At 63.1% G+C, this 16983-nt stretch carries 25 protein-coding genes; 23 read left to right on the top strand and 2 right to left on the bottom strand.

The annotated features are described in order from the left end of the window. Positions 1-3 precede the first annotated feature (3 nt). From rplP to QVG61_RS11005, 21 genes are all read left to right on the top strand, one after another. Entirely contained in the window at positions 4-417 is a 414-nt protein-coding gene (gene rplP / locus QVG61_RS11105; protein ID WP_289930707.1) for a 50S ribosomal protein L16, read from the top strand. Beyond that, the gene (gene rpmC, locus QVG61_RS11100) at positions 417-620 is read left to right on the top strand and encodes a 50S ribosomal protein L29 (protein ID WP_289930706.1); all 204 of its coding nucleotides are present in this window, start codon (positions 417-419) and stop codon (positions 618-620) included. Before rplP ends, rpmC begins: the two co-directional genes overlap by 1 nt. Then, the gene (rpsQ, locus tag QVG61_RS11095) at positions 617-877 is read left to right on the top strand and encodes a 30S ribosomal protein S17 (protein WP_289930705.1); all 261 of its coding nucleotides are present in this window, start codon (positions 617-619) and stop codon (positions 875-877) included. Before rpmC ends, rpsQ begins: the two co-directional genes overlap by 4 nt. Before the next feature lie 36 nt (positions 878-913). Next, complete coding sequence (gene rplN / locus QVG61_RS11090; RefSeq protein WP_289930704.1) at positions 914-1282, top strand: 50S ribosomal protein L14; 369 nt, start codon at positions 914-916, stop codon at positions 1280-1282. A gap of 18 nt (positions 1283-1300) precedes the next feature. Then, positions 1301-1618: a 50S ribosomal protein L24 gene (gene rplX, locus QVG61_RS11085; RefSeq protein ID WP_289930703.1), complete on the top strand. Its 318-nt coding sequence runs from the start codon at positions 1301-1303 to the stop codon at positions 1616-1618. A gap of 18 nt (positions 1619-1636) precedes the next feature. Further along, complete coding sequence (gene rplE, locus QVG61_RS11080) at positions 1637-2176, top strand: 50S ribosomal protein L5 (RefSeq protein WP_289930702.1); 540 nt, start codon at positions 1637-1639, stop codon at positions 2174-2176. 13 nt (positions 2177-2189) lie between these two features. Next, complete coding sequence (gene rpsN / locus QVG61_RS11075) at positions 2190-2495, top strand: 30S ribosomal protein S14 (protein WP_289930700.1); 306 nt, start codon at positions 2190-2192, stop codon at positions 2493-2495. 57 nt (positions 2496-2552) lie between these two features. After that, positions 2553-2948 carry a 30S ribosomal protein S8 gene (gene rpsH, locus QVG61_RS11070; RefSeq protein ID WP_289930699.1) on the top strand — a complete coding sequence of 132 codons (396 nt, stop codon included), beginning with the start codon at positions 2553-2555 and terminating at the stop codon, positions 2946-2948. 15 nt (positions 2949-2963) lie between these two features. After that, the gene (gene rplF, locus QVG61_RS11065) at positions 2964-3497 is read left to right on the top strand and encodes a 50S ribosomal protein L6 (RefSeq protein WP_289930698.1); all 534 of its coding nucleotides are present in this window, start codon (positions 2964-2966) and stop codon (positions 3495-3497) included. A gap of 59 nt (positions 3498-3556) precedes the next feature. Next, entirely contained in the window at positions 3557-3910 is a 354-nt protein-coding gene (gene rplR, locus QVG61_RS11060; RefSeq protein WP_289930697.1) for a 50S ribosomal protein L18, read from the top strand. Between the two features lie 10 nt (positions 3911-3920). Next, a complete protein-coding gene (gene rpsE, locus QVG61_RS11055; protein WP_289930696.1) occupies positions 3921-4427 on the top strand; it encodes a 30S ribosomal protein S5 in 507 nt (168 codons plus the stop codon). Positions 4428-4430: 3 nt separating this feature from the next. Beyond that, the gene (gene rpmD, locus QVG61_RS11050; protein ID WP_289930695.1) at positions 4431-4616 is read left to right on the top strand and encodes a 50S ribosomal protein L30; all 186 of its coding nucleotides are present in this window, start codon (positions 4431-4433) and stop codon (positions 4614-4616) included. A 2-nt stretch (positions 4617-4618) separates the two neighbouring features. Then, a complete protein-coding gene (rplO, locus tag QVG61_RS11045; RefSeq protein WP_289930694.1) occupies positions 4619-5053 on the top strand; it encodes a 50S ribosomal protein L15 in 435 nt (144 codons plus the stop codon). Positions 5054-5055: 2 nt separating this feature from the next. Next, the gene (gene secY / locus QVG61_RS11040; RefSeq protein WP_289930693.1) at positions 5056-6411 is read left to right on the top strand and encodes a preprotein translocase subunit SecY; all 1356 of its coding nucleotides are present in this window, start codon (positions 5056-5058) and stop codon (positions 6409-6411) included. Between the two features lie 54 nt (positions 6412-6465). Further along, positions 6466-6579, top strand: coding sequence for a 50S ribosomal protein L36 (rpmJ, locus tag QVG61_RS11035; protein WP_289930692.1), 114 nt, complete (start codon positions 6466-6468; stop codon positions 6577-6579). Positions 6580-6706: 127 nt separating this feature from the next. Continuing rightward, positions 6707-7063, top strand: a complete 357-nt coding sequence (gene rpsM, locus QVG61_RS11030) for a 30S ribosomal protein S13 (RefSeq protein WP_289930691.1) — start codon at positions 6707-6709, stop codon at positions 7061-7063. 40 nt (positions 7064-7103) lie between these two features. Further along, a complete protein-coding gene (rpsK, locus tag QVG61_RS11025) occupies positions 7104-7493 on the top strand; it encodes a 30S ribosomal protein S11 (RefSeq protein WP_289930690.1) in 390 nt (129 codons plus the stop codon). 12 nt (positions 7494-7505) lie between these two features. Continuing rightward, a complete protein-coding gene (gene rpsD, locus QVG61_RS11020; RefSeq protein ID WP_289930689.1) occupies positions 7506-8132 on the top strand; it encodes a 30S ribosomal protein S4 in 627 nt (208 codons plus the stop codon). Between the two features lie 24 nt (positions 8133-8156). Further along, on the top strand, positions 8157-9149 hold the full coding sequence (gene rpoA, locus QVG61_RS11015) for a DNA-directed RNA polymerase subunit alpha (protein ID WP_289930688.1): 993 nt from the start codon (positions 8157-8159) through the stop codon (positions 9147-9149). Between the two features lie 57 nt (positions 9150-9206). Beyond that, complete coding sequence (rplQ, locus tag QVG61_RS11010) at positions 9207-9602, top strand: 50S ribosomal protein L17 (protein ID WP_289930687.1); 396 nt, start codon at positions 9207-9209, stop codon at positions 9600-9602. A gap of 269 nt (positions 9603-9871) precedes the next feature. Then, positions 9872-10606 carry an SAM-dependent chlorinase/fluorinase gene (locus tag QVG61_RS11005; RefSeq protein WP_289930686.1) on the top strand — a complete coding sequence of 245 codons (735 nt, stop codon included), beginning with the start codon at positions 9872-9874 and terminating at the stop codon, positions 10604-10606. A gap of 517 nt (positions 10607-11123) precedes the next feature. Here QVG61_RS11005 and uvrA read toward each other — a convergent pair. Then, positions 11124-13970, bottom strand: a complete 2847-nt coding sequence (uvrA, locus tag QVG61_RS11000; RefSeq protein ID WP_289930685.1) for an excinuclease ABC subunit UvrA — start codon at positions 13968-13970, stop codon at positions 11124-11126. Between the two features lie 76 nt (positions 13971-14046). Between uvrA and QVG61_RS10995 the strand changes: the two genes are divergently transcribed. Together QVG61_RS10995 and ssb are read left to right on the top strand one after the other, a co-directional pair. Continuing rightward, on the top strand, positions 14047-15432 hold the full coding sequence (locus QVG61_RS10995; protein ID WP_289930684.1) for an MFS transporter: 1386 nt from the start codon (positions 14047-14049) through the stop codon (positions 15430-15432). Positions 15433-15496: 64 nt separating this feature from the next. Next, a complete protein-coding gene (ssb, locus tag QVG61_RS10990) occupies positions 15497-15952 on the top strand; it encodes a single-stranded DNA-binding protein (RefSeq protein ID WP_289930683.1) in 456 nt (151 codons plus the stop codon). A gap of 499 nt (positions 15953-16451) precedes the next feature. On the opposite strand, the gene QVG61_RS10985 is transcribed toward ssb, so the two are convergent. After that, the gene (locus QVG61_RS10985) at positions 16452-16664 is read right to left on the bottom strand and encodes a hypothetical protein (RefSeq protein WP_289930682.1); all 213 of its coding nucleotides are present in this window, start codon (positions 16662-16664) and stop codon (positions 16452-16454) included. Positions 16665-16983 lie beyond the last annotated feature (319 nt).

Here is a 16983-nt window from a genome sequence, read left to right as displayed (position 1 = left end):
GAGATGTTGCAGCCTAAACGTACCAAGTTCCGCAAGCAGCAAAAGGGTCGTAACCGCGGCCTGGCCCTGAGCGGCAACCGCGTCAGCTTTGGCGAATTCGGCATCAAGGCCGTGTCCCGTGGTCAGCTTACCGCTCGCCAGATCGAGGCCGCGCGTCGCGCCATCACCCGTCACGTCAAGCGTGGTGGCAAGCTGTGGATCCGCGTGTTCCCCGATGTGCCGATTACCAAGAAGCCGATCGAAGTGCGGATGGGTAAGGGCAAGGGCAATGTCGAGTACTGGGTGGCCAAGATTCAGCCGGGCCGGGTTCTGTATGAAATCGAGGGTGTCTCCGAGGAAGTGGCGCGCGAGGCGTTCCGCCGCGCTGCAGCCAAGCTGCCGGTCAAGATCACCTTCGTTAGTCGGGCGATAATGTGATGAAGGCGAGTGAACTACGCAACAAGTCGGAAGCTGAGCTGCGCGAGGAGCTGATGGGGCTGCTGCGCGAGCAGTTCAATCTGCGGATGCAGCGCGGCACTGGTCAGCTGTCCCGTCCCCACCAGTTTGATCGTGTGCGCAAGGACATTGCGCGCATCAAGACGGTACTGAACGAAAAGGCAAAGTCGGGTGATGCGGCATGAGTGAAGAGAGCAAGGTTCAGCGCAGCCTTACCGGGCGTGTTGTCAGCGACAAGATGGACAAGTCGATCACGGTGATGATCGAGCGGCGCGTGCGTCATCCCCTGTACGGCAAGTACATTCGCCGTTCCACAAAGCTGCATGTGCACGATGAGAACAACGAATGCAAGGCGGGTGATCTGGTCTCGATCGAACAGTGTCGACCGATGTCCAAGACCAAGTCTTGGCGACTCGTCTCTGTACTGGAACGGGCAGAGTAAAGCGGCGTTGAGCCGAACAGGATCCGGGAAGCAGACATGATTCAGATGCAAACCATGCTGGCGGCAGCCGACAACAGCGGAGCGCGCCAGGTACAGTGCATTAAGGTGCTGGGCGGTTCTCACCGCCGTTATGCCGGCATCGGCGATGTGATCAAGGTCAGCGTGAAGGAAGCGATTCCGCGCGGCAAGGTCAAGAAGGGCGAGGTGTACAATGCCGTCGTGGTCCGCACCCGAAAGGGTGTGCGTCGCCCCGATGGTTCTGTGGTGCGTTTCGACGGCAATGCCGCAGTGTTGCTCAACAACAAGCTTGAGCCGATCGGCACGCGTATCTTTGGTCCGGTGACACGTGAACTGCGCAGCGAGCGCTTCATGAAGATCGTCTCGCTGGCTCCGGAAGTGCTCTAAGCAGGGTTGGAATAGGACATGCGCAGAATCAAGAAAGGCGACGATGTCATCGTCATTACCGGCAGGGACAAGGGCAAGCGCGGCAACGTGCTGCGGGTGCTGGATGACGAGCGGCTGATCGTGGAAGGCATCAATCTCGTCAAGCGCCACACCAAGCCGAATCCGGCGCGCGGCGTGGCGGGGGGTATCATCGAGAAGGAGGCGGCCATTCACGTCTCCAACGTGATGCTCTACAACCCGCAGACGAACAAGGGCGACCGGGTCGGGTTTCGCACCCTGGAAGACGGTCGCAAGGTACGTTACTTCAAGTCCAACAACGAAGTGTTGGACGCGTAATTCAGGCAGGTTGCAGCAATGGCGAGATTGCAAGAATACTACCGCGATACGGTAATCAAACAGCTCCAGGAGCAGTTCAATTACCGTAATATCATGGAGGTGCCGAAGATCACCAAGATTACCCTGAACATGGGGGTCGGTGAGGCGGTGGGTGATCGCAAGGTCATCGAGCACGCCATGAGCGACATGGAAAAGATCGCCGGTCAGAAGCCGATCATGACCCGCGCCCGCAAATCGGTTGCAGGCTTCAAGATCCGTGAAGGCTGGCCCATCGGCTGCAAGGTGACCCTGCGCCGCGAGCGGATGTACGAGTTCCTCGATCGCCTGATCAGCATTGCCATCCCCCGGGTGCGCGACTTCCGGGGCCTGAGCCCGAAGTCGTTCGATGGTGGTGGCAACTACAGCATGGGTGTACGGGAGCAGATCATCTTCCCGGAAATCGATTACGACAAGGTTGATGCGCTGCGCGGTATGGATATCACCATTACCACCAGCGCCAGGACCGACGAGGAAGCCAAGGCGCTGTTGTCTGCGTTCAACTTCCCGCTGCGCAGCTAAGGACTGAAAAGCTATGGCAAAGAAATCCATGATTGCTCGTGAGGCCAAGCGCATCAAGGCGGTGCAGAAGTATGCCGCCAAGCGTGCCGAGCTGAAGGCCATCATCAAGAACCCGAACAGCGACACCGAGGAGGTCGCCGCTGCCGTTGCCCAGTTGCAGAAGCTGCCGCGCAATGCCAGCCCGGTGCGCGTTCAGCGTCGCTGCCGTATCACTGGCCGGCCGCATGCGGTGTATCGCAAGTTCGGTCTGTGCCGCAACAAGCTGCGTGAACACGCCATGCAGGGCGAGGTTCCGGGGCTTGTCAAGGCAAGTTGGTAAGCCAAGCATTGGCAGAGCTGCGGTGAGTCCCGCACTGACTTGAGGTAGAGAATTCAAATGAGTATGTCGGATCCCATCGCGGATATGTTGACCCGAATCCGCAACGGCCAGGCGGCCGAAAAGACGCAGGTCAGCATGCCCGCTTCCAAGCAGAAGCAGGCGGTTGCGAAGGTCTTGAAGGACGAAGGTTATATCGTTGACTACAGCGTGGCCGAGCACGGCGGCAAGCCGGAACTGACCATCGAACTCAAGTACTACCAGGGTCGTCCGGTCATCTCCAGTATCAAGCGGGTGAGCCGCCCCGGTCTGCGGATCTACAAGGGTAAGGACGAGCTGCCGAAGGTGCAGAACGGCCTCGGGATCTGCATCGTTTCCACGTCCAAGGGCGTGATGACGGATCGCCAGGCGCGCGCGGCCGGTGAAGGCGGCGAAGTGCTCTGCACCGTCAGCTAAGTTAGGACCTGAATCATGTCTCGAGTAGCAAAGAAGCCGGTTGAAATTCCGGCAGGTGTCGAAATCAGCATCGACGGTCAGATCGTCAAGGTCAAGGGTCCGAAGGGTGCCCTGGAGCAGGAACTCCACGCGAGCGTCGAGATCAAGCAGGACGGCAGCATGCTGAGTTTCCTGCCGCGCGAGGAATCCAAGCCGGCCTGGGCGCACTCCGGCACTGCGCGTGCGCTGCTGAACAACATGATCACCGGTGTCAGCAAGGGTTTCGAGAAGAAGCTGCAACTGGTCGGGGTCGGCTACCGCGCGCAGGCACAGGGCTCGACCCTCAATCTGACCCTGGGTTTCTCGCATCCGGTGGACTACAAGGTGCCGGAAGGCGTCACCGTCGAGACCCCGAGTCAGACCGAGGTGGTGGTGAAGGGCGCCGACAAACAGAAGGTCGGTCAGGTCGCGGCCGAGATCCGCGCCTTCCGCCCGCCGGAGCCCTACAAGGGCAAGGGCGTGCGCTACGCAGACGAGACCATCATTCGCAAGGAAGCGAAGAAGAAATAATCGTTTGATCTGCGGCCAGCGGTCAGAAATCGCTGCCGGGTATAGACAAGGTAACTGGAATGGACAAGAAATCTGCACGTATTCGCCGTGCCCGCCGGACCCGCGCCAAGATTCGCGAGCTGGCGACCTACCGGCTGAGTATCCACCGCACGCCACGGCACATCTATGCCCAGGTGTTTGCACCTTCGGGTGATACCGTCGTGGCGGCCGCTTCCACCCTGGACAAGCAGCTGCGTGCCGAACTGAAGGGCACCGGCAACCAGGATGCAGCGGCGGCAGTCGGCAAGGCGATCGCGGAAAAGGCCAAGGCTGCCGGTATCAGCAAGGTCGCCTTCGACCGTTCCGGTTTCAAGTATCATGGCCGTGTGAAGGCGTTGGCCGATGCCGCACGCGAAGCTGGCCTCGAGTTTTAAGGGTTGAATCATGGCAAATGTTGATCCACAGATGCAGGGCGATGGCCTCCAGGAGAAGCTGGTAGCGGTGAACCGCGTGGCCAAGGTGGTCAAGGGTGGCCGTGTATTCGGCTTCACCGCCTTGACCGTCGTTGGCGACGGCAATGGCCGTGTCGGCTTCGGTACCGGCAAGGCACGCGAGGTGCCGGTAGCCATCCAGAAGGCAATGGAGGCCGCGCGCCGCAACATGCAGAGCGTCGCCCTCAAGGATGGTACCCTGCAGTACCCGCTGGTCGGCCGTCATGGCGCAGCCAAGGTCTACATGCAGCCGGCCTCCGAAGGTACCGGCATCATCGCCGGCGGCGCGATGCGTGCCGTGTTCGAGGTGCTCGGTGTGCGTGACGTGCTCGCCAAGTGCATCGGCAGCAACAACCCGATCAATGTCGTGCGCGCCACCATGAACGGTCTGGTCGAGATGACCTCTCCCGAAGAAGTGGCCGCCAAGCGTGGAAAGACGATTGAAGAGATCCTGGGCTAAGTCATGGCTGAGAAGAAACTCAAGGTTACCCTGGTGAAGAGCGTCAACGGGCGCCTGAAGAACCACAAGGCCTGTGTTCGCGGCCTCGGTCTGCGTCGTATGCATCACACCGTCGAGGTGATCGATACGCCGGAGAACCGCGGCATGATCAACAAGGTCTCCTACATGTTGCAGGTCGAGGAAGTCTGATTATGCGCCTGAATACCATCAAGCCTGCCGCTGGCAGCAAATCCGCGCCGAAGCGTGTCGGCCGTGGTATCGGTTCGGGTCTCGGCAAGACCTGCGGCCGAGGCCACAAGGGTCAGAAATCCCGCTCTGGCGGGTTCCACAAGGTCGGATTCGAGGGCGGCCAGATGCCGCTGCAGCGTCGTCTGCCCAAGGTCGGCTTCAGTTCACGCATCGGCCGCACCCGCGCCGAGGTGCGTCTGCACGAGCTGGCCAAGGTCGAGGCCGAGGTTATCGACCTGCTGGCACTGAAGACGGCCAGCCTGGTGCCGCAGCAGACGCTGAAGGCCAAGGTCATTCTCTCCGGCAAGCTGGACAAGGCGGTGACCGTCAAGGGCCTGGCCGTGACCAAGGGTGCACGGGCTGCCATCGAAGCGGCAGGCGGCAAGGTCGAAGACTGACCGTGGCAGGGGCAGGTGCAACCCTGGCGGGGACGGTCGGTGACATCGGCAAGCTGAAAGAGCTTCGCCAGCGGCTGTTCTTCGTCCTCGGGGCCCTGGCCGTGTTCCGCCTCGGTACCTTCATCCCGGTACCGGGCATCGATCCGTCGGTGCTGGCACAGCTCGCCGAACAGCAGAAGGGCACCATCCTGGACATGTTCAACATGTTCTCGGGTGGCGCGCTGAAGCGCCTGTCGATGTTTGCGCTCGGCATCATGCCCTATATTTCGGCGTCGATCATCATGCAGCTGCTGAGCTACACGGTGCCGGCGCTGGAGCAGTTGAAGAAGGAAGGTGAGGCGGGGCGGCGCAAGATCACCCAGTACACCCGCTACGGGACCGTAGTACTGGCCACCCTGCAGGCGATCGGTATCGCCATTGGTCTGGAAGGGCAGTCGATGGGTGGAAACCCGCTGGTGCTTTCCCCCGGCCCGGCCTTCGTGCTCAGCGCGGTGGTGACCCTGGTGACGGGAACCCTGTTCCTGATGTGGCTGGGCGAGCAGATCACCGAGCGTGGCATCGGCAACGGCATCTCGATGATCATCTTTGCCGGTATCGTTGCCGGCCTGCCACAGGCGATCGGCGGTACCCTGGAGCTGGCGCGTACCGGCGAGATGAACGTGTTGACCATTCTCTTCCTGTTCGCCCTGGCGCTGGCAGTGACCGGTTTCGTGGTATTTGTGGAGCGCGGCCAGCGGCGGATCACGGTCAACTACGCCAAGCGCCAGCAGGGACGCAAGGTGTACGCGGCACAGAGTACGCATTTGCCGCTGAAGCTGAACATGGCGGGCGTGATTCCGCCGATCTTCGCCTCCAGCATCATCCTCTTTCCGGCCACGCTGGGCAGCTGGTTCGGATCCAGCGAGGAGATGCGCTGGCTGAAGGACATCGCGGGCATGCTCTCGCCGGGTCAGCCGCTGTATGTGCTGTTCTATGCCCTGGCGATCGTCTTCTTCTGTTTCTTCTACACCGCGCTGGTGTTCAATTCGCGGGAGACGGCGGACAATCTGAAGAAATCCGGTGCCTTCATTCCCGGGATCCGTCCCGGTGAGCAGACGGCACGCTACATCGACGGGGTGCTGACCCGGCTGACCCTGGCAGGCGCCATCTATATCACCGCCGTCTGTCTGCTGCCGGAGTTTCTGATCCTGTACTGGAACGTGCCCTTCTATTTTGGTGGCACCTCCTTGCTGATCATCGTCGTGGTGGTCATGGACTTCATGGCCCAGGTGCAGGCACACATGATGTCGCACCAGTACGAGGGGCTGATGAAGAAGGCCAACCTGAAGAGTCAGGGCCGCGCCGGTTTGTTGAGATAGGTTTCCTGGCCATCCCGGCCAGGGGTGGCTTGATTGGAATTTGAAGGTGTCATCATGAAAGTTCGTGCATCGGTGAAGAAGATCTGTCGGCATTGCAAGATCATCCGTCGCAAGGGCGTGGTGCGGGTCATCTGCAAGGATGGCCGCCACAAGCAGCGCCAGGGTTGATCCCCGGCAACAGGAGATCCCGGCCGGGCAATGAAAATTGCGCCGGTGGATTGATTTTTTCGTTCGTGCAGGATATTCTTCCGCGTTTCCCGGCTGCGTGTCGGACGGAATTTGGCAGGAGAGGCTAATGGCCCGTATTGCAGGTATCAACATTCCCGTGAATAAACATGCGGTTATCGCGCTGACTGCGATCTACGGCATCGGGCGTACCCGGGCCCAGCAGATCTGCGAGGCCGCCGGCGTCGCCCCGGACCGCAAGATCAAGGAGTTGGCCGAGGGCGAACTCGAGGCGCTGCGCAACGAGGTCGGCAAATTCACGGTCGAAGGTGATCTGCGCCGCGAGGTGTCGATGAACATCAAGCGCCTGATGGACCTCGGTTGCTACCGCGGCCTGCGGCATCGTCGCGGTCTGCCGCTGCGCGGCCAGCGCACCCGCACCAACGCCCGCACCCGCAAGGGCCCGCGGCGCCCCATTCGCAAGTAATCTACGACAGTCGATAGACTCAGGACCAGGATCTTAAGGTATGGCTAAAGCGGCAACTCGCTCGAAGAAGAAGGTGAAGAAGAACGTGGTCGATGGTGTGGCCCATATTCACGCTTCCTTCAACAACACCATCGTGACCATCACCGACCGCCAGGGCAATGCGCTCTCCTGGGCGACGGCGGGTGGTTCCGGTTTCCGTGGGTCCCGCAAGAGCACGCCCTTCGCCGCACAGGTCGCGGCCGAGCGCGCCGGCAAGGCTGCCCAGGAGTTCGGCATGAAGAACCTGGAGGTGATGGTCAAGGGTCCCGGCCCGGGCCGTGACTCCGCAGTCCGGGCCCTGAATGCCGTAGGTTTCCGTATCACCAACATCCAGGACGTGACGCCTATTCCGCACAACGGCTGCCGTCCGCCGAAAAAACGTCGCGTTTAAGCTGGAGTCGACATGGCAAAGTACACCGGTTCCAAATGTCGTCAGTGCCGTCGTGAAGGCGGTAAACTGTTTCTGAAGGGCGAGAAATGCTTCACCAGCAAGTGTGCGGTGGAGAGCCGCCCCTTCCCGCCGGGCCAGCACGGTCAGCGCCGGACCCGGCTCTCCGACTATGCGCTGCAGCTGCGCGAGAAGCAGAAGCTGCGCCGCATCTACGGGGTGCTCGAGAAGCAGTTCCGCAACTACTACAAGGAGGCGGCGCGCCTCAAGGGGTCCACCGGCGAGAATCTGCTGCGCCTGCTGGAAGGGCGTCTCGATAACGTCGTCTACCGCATGGGCTTTTCCGCTTCGCGTGCCGAGGCGCGCCAGCTGGTCCGCCACAACGGCGTGCTGGTCAACGGGCGGAAGACGAACATCCCCTCCGCCCAGGTGCGTCCCAACGACGTCATCTCACTGACCGAGAAGGCGCGCAATCAGAGCCGCGTGCAGGCTGCCATGGAACTGGCCCAGCAGCGAGGCGTTGCCGACTGGATGGACGTCGATGCCAAGAAGATGGAAGGCGTCTTCAAGAACCGCCCGGAGCGGGCCGATCTGCCGCCCGAGATTCAGGAGCAGCTGGTCGTCGAGCTGTACTCCAAGTAATCCATTTAGGAAAGAGGATAATCCATGCAGGGCACGGTGAGTGAATTCCTGAAACCCCGGATCGTCGATATCCAGGCGATCAACAGCGAGCAGGCCAAGGTGACCATCGAGCCGCTGGAGCGCGGCTTTGGCCACACCCTGGGCAACGCGCTGCGTCGCATCCTGCTGTCCTCGATGCCGGGTGCCGCAGTGGTCAATGTCGAGATCGAGGGTGTGCTGCACGAGTACTCCACCCTGGAGGGCGTGCAGGAGGATGTCATCGATATCCTGCTCAACCTCAAGGGTATCGCGCTGCGCATGCACAGTCGTGACGAGGCCACGCTGACCCTGAAGAAAAAGGGACCGGGCGTGGTCACCGCGGCCGATATCACGCTGGAACACGATGTCGAGATCATGAACCCGGAGCATGTGATCGCCAACCTGACCAAGGCCGGCGAACTCAACATGACCCTCAAGGTCGCCCGGGGTCGCGGCTACCAGCCGGCCAGTCAGCGCAGCTCCGCTGACGGCGAGGAACGGATGATCGGCAGCCTGCAGCTGGATGCCAGCTTCAGTCCTGTGCGCAAGGTGACCTACGGGGTCGAGAGTGCGCGCGTCGAGCAGCGTACCGACCTGGACAAGCTGGTCATCGACATCGAGACCAACGGTACCATCGACCCCGAGGAAGCCATCCGCCGTGCGGCCGGTATCCTCCAGGAGCAGCTCTCGGTCTTCGTCGACCTGCAGGGCAAGGAAGAGGAAGAGCAGGAGGCAGCGGCCAGCGACATCGATCCGATCCTGCTGCGCCCGGTCGACGATCTGGAGCTGACCGTGCGTTCCGCGAACTGTCTGAAGGCGGAGAGCATCTACTACATCGGCGACCTCATCCAGCGCACCGAGGTCGAGCTGCTGAAGGCCCCCAACCTGGGCAAGAAGTCGCTCACCGAGATCAAGGACGTGCTGGCCTCGCACGGTCTGTCGCTGGGCATGCGCCTCGAGAACTGGCCGCCGCCGGGGCTCAAGGAAAAGGCATCCTGAACACGCTTACCAGCGCCGCGCGCCGCGCGGCAACTTTTTGAATGAAGGGTTTCTATCATGCGTCATCGCAAGAGTGGGCGGCAACTTAACCGCAACAGTTCGCATCGCAAGGCCATGTTCCGCAACATGGCGGCCTCGCTGCTGCGCCATGAGGTCATCACCACCACGCTGCCCAAGGCCAAGGAGCTGCGCCGCGTGGCCGAACCGCTGATCACCATGGCCAAGAACGACAGCGTGCACAAGCGTCGTCTCGCCTTCTCCCGTCTGCGCGATCGCGAGGTGGTCACCAAGCTGTTCAACGAGCTGGGCCCGCGCTACAAGGAGCGTCCCGGCGGCTATGTGCGCATCCTCAAGATGGGCTTCCGTGCCGGTGACGCCGCGCCCATGGCCCTGGTCGAACTGGTCGATCGCCCCGAGATCTCGGACGAGGACGTGACCGAGGCTGCCGAATAGATATCTGCGGCAAGCTCGCAGTCACATGAAAGCCGGGCCAAGTGCCCGGCTTTTTTGTGGGGGTGGCACAGAACCCGGGAAAGCAAATGGCCACGCAAAACACGGAACCCACGGACGGATAAAAAACATTCTCTCCTTGCAGTGCTCCCGCGGTGTAACGGCTGCCAGACCGCTATCCGCCAGTGACAACCGCCGTCCGTGTTTTCCGTGGCTATGGATTTTTGTCGGCGTCGTGGCCATTTAGCACATCCGTGGCTATCATCCTCACCATGATTGTTCTGGCCACCGATTTCGGACTCGAAGGTCCCTACACGGGGCAGATGAAGGCGGTGCTCAGCCGCGAGGCGCCCGGCATCCCGGTCATCGATCTGTTTGCCGATCTGCCGGCCTTCGAGATCCAGGCGGCGGCCTACCTGCTGGCGGCCTATGTCGGGGAATTCCCGTCCGAGAGTGTTTTCCTGTGCGTGGTCGATCCCGGCGTCGGCAGTGGCCGCCGCCCGGTGGTGGCGCGGGCCGACGGCCGCTGGTACGTCGGCCCGGACAATGGCCTGTTCAATGTCGTTGCGGCGCGGGCGGAACAGCTCGAATGGTGGGACATCGAATGGCGGCCAGCGCGGCTCTCGGCCAGCTTCCATGGGCGTGATCTCTTTGCCCCGGTAGCGGCCAGGCTGGCCTGTGGCGAGCCGGTGCCTGGACGGCCGTCAGCAGCCGCTTCACGGACCATCCCCGGCTGGCCGGCGGAACTGGCCAAGGTTGTCTATATCGATCACTACGGCAATATCATGACCGGGATCCGCGCGGCCAGTGTGCGTGGCGACAGTGAGCTCGAGGCCGCTGGGCGGCAGATCCGTCGGGCGCGGACCTTTTCCGATCTGCCGCCGGGCGGGCTGTTCTGGTACGAGAACGCCAACGGCCTGGTCGAGATCGCCGTCAACCAGGGTCGCGCGGCCGACATCCTGCAACTCGCGGTCGGTGACCGGGTGCATTTTCATGGTCAGCTCTAACCCGGATATTGCACCAAGGCGGCCCGCATGATCGGCGTGCAGGCTGGTATTAGCCTGTTCGATTGACTCCGGGCATTGCCCGCCGTGGATCCCCCGATCGCGGCCTGGAGGCCGCTCCTACAAAACAAGAGGTTCCGCCCTGCCCCGTAGGAGCGGCGTCCACGCCGCGATTTTGGTGGCAACCCCCATCGCGGCCTGGAGGCCGCTCCTACGGGGCATGGCGGCACAATGTGTTGTCGTAGGAGCGGCCTCCAGGCCGCGATCGAGGCGCAAGGGGTGCCGCGCCATCCTGCCACCCCGGTCCACGGAGCCTGCCTTGATAAATAACGGAAAAAATACGCATTCAAGGCCGCCTTCGTGCAATATGCGGGCTAGGGTGCACACCGTGCCCCTGATCTGGCGGATAGCGGTCTGGTAGCCGTTACACCGGGGGAGCAGCGCAAGGAGAGAATGTCTTACACCCGTCCGCGGGTTTCGTGTTTTCCGTGGCCATGCATTCCTTCGAGGTTTTGTGGGCCTATCCCGTTCCTGCCTTCCCCGCCAATCCCAGAGCGGCCTTGAGGAAGCGCCCAGTATGTGAGGCCGGGTTCTTGGCGATCTCCTCGGGCGTGCCGGTGGCGACGATCTGCCCGCCGTTGTCGCCGCCTTCAGGACCCAGGTCGATGACCCAGTCGGCGGTCTTGATCACGTCCAGGTTGTGTTCGATGACGACGATGGTGTTGCCGTGGTCGCGCAGACGCTGCAGCACGCCGAGTAGCTGCTCGATATCGTGGAAGTGCAGGCCGGTGGTTGGCTCGTCGAGGATGTACAGGGTGTTGCCGGTATCGCGCTTGGAAAGTTCCTTCGCCAGCTTGACGCGCTGCGCCTCGCCACCGGAGAGGGTGGTGGCGTTCTGCCCCAGCTTGATGTACGACAGACCGACGTCGATCAGCGTCTGCAGCTTCTTCTTGATGCCGGGCACGGCGCTGAAGAAGGGCAGGGCATCCTCCACTGTCAGCTCCAGCACCTCATGGATGTTTTTGCCCTTGTAACGGATGTCCAGCGTCTCGCGGTTGTAACGCTTGCCGTGGCAGACGTCGCAGGGCACATAGATGTCCGGCAGAAAGTGCATCTCCACCTTGATCACGCCGTCGCCCTGGCAGGCCTCGCAGCGGCCGCCCTTGACGTTGAAGCTGAAGCGGCCCGGCCGGTAGCCGCGTGACCGTGCCTCCTGGGTGCCGGCAAAGAGTTCGCGGATCGGCGTGAACAGACCGGTATAGGTGGCCGGATTGGAGCGTGGCGTGCGGCCGATCGGACTCTGGTCGATGTCCACCACCTTGTCGAACAGTTCCAGGCCCTCGATCGCCATGCAGGGCGCCGGGCTGGTGGTGGCGTTGTTCAGCTCGCGGGCCGCGTGTGGGTAGAGGGTGTCGTTGATCAGTGTCGACTTGCCGGAGCCGGAGACGCCGGTGATCGCCGTCATCAGCCCGGCCGGAATCTCGGCATCGATCTGCTTCAGGTTGTTGCCGCTGGCGCCGCGGATGCGCAGCCAGCGGTCCGGGGCCGGCCTCAGGCGTTCGGCCGGGACCTCGATCCGCCGCCGGCCCGACAGATACTGGCCGGTGAGCGAGGCCGGCTCGGCCATGATCTCGGCCGGGGTGCCCTGGGCCACCACCCGTCCGCCGTGCACCCCGGCGCCGGGCCCCATGTCGACCACGTGGTCGGCGCTGCGGATCGCCTCCTCGTCGTGCTCCACCACGATCACCGTATTGCCCAGATCGCGCAGATAGTTGAGGGTGTTGAGCAGGCGCTGGTTGTCGCGCTGATGCAGGCCGATCGAGGGTTCGTCGAGGACGTACATCACCCCCACCAGGCCGGCGCCGATCTGGCTGGCCAGGCGGATGCGCTGCGCCTCGCCGCCGGACAGGGTGTCGGCGCTGCGCTCCAGCGACAGGTAGTCGAGGCCGACGTTGACCAGGAAATCGAGCCGCTCGTTGATCTCCTTGAGGATCCGCGCGGCGATCTCGCCGCGCCGGCCGGCGAGGCGCAGCGCGCCGAAGAAGGCCTGGGCCCGACCCACCGGCAGCGCGGCCAGCGCCGGCAGCGACTGACCCTCGATCAGCACATGGCGGGCAGCGCGGTTCAGGCGGGTGCCGTGGCAGTCCGGGCAGGGCCGGGTGTTGAGGTACTTGGCCAGTTCCTCGCGCACCGCATTGGATTCGGTCTCGCGGTAGCGCCGCTCCATGTTGGGCAGGATGCCCTCGAAGGGGTGATGGCGGATCTTGAAGCCGTGCCGCTCGCTGATGTACTGGAATTCGATCACCTCGTCGCCGCTGCCATAGAGGATCACCTGGCGTACCGCCTCGGGCAGTTCCTCGAAGGGGGTGTCGACGTCGAAACCGTAGTGGTCGGCCAGCGAGCTGATCAGCTGGAAATAGTAGGCATTGCGCCGGTCCCAGCCGCGCACCGCGCCGCCCGCCAGGCTCAGGTGGGGATGGGCGACGACCCGCTCCGGATCGAAGAACTGCTTCACGCCCAGGCCGTCGCAGCTCGGGCAGGCGCCCACCGGGTTGTTGAAGGAGAACAGCCGCGGTTCCAGCTCGGCGAGCGAATAGCCGCATTCCGGGCAGGCGAACTTGGCCGAGAACACCAGTTCCTCGCGCTGGGGCTCGTCCATGAAGGCGACCCGTGCCAGGCCGTCGGAGAGACGCAGGGCGGTCTCGAAAGACTCCGCCAGGCGCAGCTCCAGGCCCTCGCGTACCTTGAAGCGGTCGACCACGGCGTCGATGCTGTGTTTGCGGCGCAGGTCGAGGCTGGGGATCTCCTCCAGCTCGCAGATCTGACCGTCGATGCGCACCCGCACGAAGCCCTGGGCTCGCAGCTCCTCCAGCACGTGCAGGTGTTCGCCCTTGCGCCCTTGTACCACCGGGGCCAGCAGTAGCAGCCGGGTGCCTGCCGGCAGCGCCATCACCTGGTCGACCATCTGGCTGACGGTCTGCGCCTCGAGTCCGATGTGATGGTCCGGGCATTCCGGGGTGCCGACCCGGGCAAACAGCAGCCGCAGGTAGTCGTAGATCTCGGTGATGGTACCGACCGTCGAGCGCGGGTTGTGTGAGGTCGACTTCTGTTCGATGGAGATGGCCGGGGACAGGCCCTCGATGTGGTCGATGTCCGGCTTCTCCATCATCGACAGGAACTGTCGGGCATAGGCCGAGAGCGATTCCACATAGCGCCGCTGGCCCTCGGCATAGATGGTGTCGAAGGCCAGTGAGGACTTGCCGGAACCGGACAGGCCGGTGATCACGATCAGCCGGTCGCGCGGCAGTTCCAGATCGATGTTGTGCAGGTTGTGGGTGCGCGCGCCGCGCAGCTTGATACTGTCCATCTCGTTTTCCGCATTCGGCCGAACCTGCTACTATACGTCTCCTCCTCTGTTCCGAGCAAAAGGAATACCCCTGTCGATGACTGCCCAGGCCGCTCACTCCGCGATGACCGCCGGCGAGCGCCGCGCGGCCGTTTCCCTGGCCGGCATCTTCTCCATGCGCATGCTGGGGTTGTTCATGATTCTGCCGGTGTTCACCCTGCACAGCGACGAGCTGCGCGGCGCCACCCCGGCGCTGATGGGCTTCGCGATCGGCGCCTATGGCATGACCCAGGCCCTGCTGCAGATCCCCTTCGGTCTGCTCTCCGACCGCCTGGGACGCAAGCCGGTGATCGCCGTCGGCCTGCTGCTGTTCGCCGCCGGCAGCGTGCTGGCCGCCGTCTCCGACGACATCTACACCATGATCGCCGCACGGGCCCTGCAGGGCTCCGGGGCCATCGCGGCGGCCATCATGGCCCTGGCCGCCGACCTGACCCGTGAGGAGCATCGCACCAAGGCGATGGCCATCATCGGCATGAGCATCGGCCTGTCGTTCTCGGTGGCCCTGGTGGCGGGCCCGGTGTTCGACCACTGGCTCGGCCTGTCCGGCATCTTCTGGCTGACCGCGCTGATGGCCCTGGCCGGTATCGGCATCCTCTACCTGCTGGTGCCGCAGCCGGTGATCAGCCGCGTGCACCGCGATGCCGAACCGGTGCCGGCACAGTTCATGAGCGTGCTGCGCGACACCCAGCTGCTGCGGCTCGATTACGGCATCCTCAGCCTGCACATGATCCTCACCGCCAGCTTCGTCGCCCTGCCGCTGGTGCTGCGCGACCGGCTCGGCCTGCCCATCGCCCATCACTGGTGGATCTACCTGCCGGTGCTGCTGCTGGCGGTGGCGGCCATGGTGCCCTTCGTCATCCAGGCGGAGAAGCGGCGGCGCATGAAGCAGGTCTTCGTTGGCGCGGTGCTGACCCTGGTGCTGGCCGAGCTGGGCCTGGCCGAGTGGGGCGACAGCCTGGCCGGGGTGGCGATCTCGCTGTTCGTCTTCTATGTCGGCTTCAACGTCCTGGAGGCGACCCTGCCCTCGCTGATCTCCAAGATGGCCCCGCCGGACAGCAAGGGCACGGCGATGGGCTTCTACTCCAGCTCGCAGTTTCTCGGCGCCTTCCTTGGCGGCACCCTCGGCGGCGTGCTGCTCGGCCACTTCGGCGAGGTGGGGGTGTTCCTGTTCTGCGCCCTGGTGGCCTTGCTCTGGGCGCTGGTGGCCAGCTCCATGAAGCAGCCGCGCTATCTGATGAGCCGGCTGGTTGCGGTCGGCGAGGTCGATGCCGAATCGGCGCGCCGTCTGGCGCAGCGTTTCACCACCGTGCGTGGCGTGGCCGAGGCCGTGGTGATCGCCGAGGAGGGGGTTGCCTACCTCAAGGTCGACGGCCATGCCCTGGACGAGGCCGCCCTGGAGAAGGTGGCGGAAAATCCGGTTTGAAGCCCGGCGGGACAGCCACTATGATGGACAGCTAGACAGCATTCTGCACAGACGGGGAACACTCATGGCGCGAGGCATCAACAAGGTCATTCTGGTTGGCAATCTGGGCAAGGACCCGGAGGTACGCTACATGCCGAGTGGCGGTGCCGTGGCCAACGTCACCATCGCCACCAGCGAGCAATGGAAGGACAAGCAGACCGGTGAGCAAAGGGAGCGCACCGAGTGGCACAACGTGGTCTTCTATCAGCGCCTGGCCGAGATCGTCGGCGAGTACCTGAAGAAAGGCTCCCAGGTCTATGTCGAGGGCAGCCTGCGCACCCGCAAGTGGCAGGACAAGAACGGCAACGACCGCTACACCACCGAGATCATCGCCAGCGAGATGCAGATGCTCGGCGGTCGCGGTGGGGGCGGCGGCGGTTACGGCCAGTCGGCGCCGGCCACGGCGCCTGCCGCCAAACCGGCCGCGGCCGAGAGCGGCGGTGGTCTGGACAGCGACTTCGACGACGACATCCCCTTCTGAGCCTCCGCACCGGGGATCGCTTCCAGCCGCAGGGTTGGTTCGCAGGCCGAGTCGGGCTGCGCATCCTCGGCGATCCCCCTCAAGGCATGGTTACAGCCCTGCTTTTTCGGCCGATCGCCCAAGCTGCTTTGCCGGATCCGCCCTGAGCATCGAATCCCTGGTGCAATAGCCGGGTTAGGCCAATCGCGGCCTGGAGGCCGCTCCTACCATGTGCCGCCATGCCCCGCAGGAGCGGTCTCCAGGCCGCGATCGAGGTGGCATCACCCGCCGTCGTCAGGCGGAACCTACGATGGCCACGAAACCCGCGAAACCCACGAAAAGATCGATGGCCACGGAATCCACGGAACACATTGTAGGAGCGGCCTCCAGGCCGCGATCCCGCAAAGGGGGGGGCTAACCCGGATATTGCATCAAGGCGGCTGGCAGACTTTTCGGACGATCACCCAGGCTGCTTTGCCAGCCTCGCCCTGAGCATCGAATCCTTGGTGCAATATCCGGCCTAGAGACCGGCGGCCCGCAGGGCCGCCAGCTGGCTCCGCCGTTCCTCGAGCAGCCGGCTGTAGGCGCCACTCAGCGCCCGTTCATAGGCGCAGTCGCCATCCAGGCCCAGGGTCGAGAGGCGGGCCTCCAGCAGGGCAATCTCCTCGCGCAGATGTTTGGCCAGGGGTCGGCTGAGGCCCTCGGTGGGGTGGGAATACCCTGTCATGAGCATGTTCCGGTTTCCTCTGTTTCTCTTGTCTTCGGTGGCAGCTTAGCCACCCTTTGTGACCGGCGTTTGACAGTCCGGTATCATTTTTTATCGGTATTTTTCGGGGTAAATCCCTTGTTTTCTCATGATCTTTTCCAGCTATCCCGGCTAAGCGGATGATTTCTTTCGGGTTGTCTGTGGCTGGCGGCCCCTGCCTCCGCGAGTTGATGTAACATATTGAATTCAAAAACTATTTATTTGGCCTTTTCGCGGCATTTTTCTTGACGAAGCCCGGTGCCCTACCTATAGTGTCACGAAGTGGGAAGAAGTGGTGCTAACGGAT

The sequence above is a fragment of the Thiohalobacter sp. IOR34 genome, from assembly GCF_030406045.1.
Taxonomy (GTDB): domain Bacteria; phylum Pseudomonadota; class Gammaproteobacteria; order Thiohalobacterales; family Thiohalobacteraceae.
Note: the sequence above shows the minus strand (reverse complement) of the source record. Positions and strands in the feature narration are given on the sequence as shown.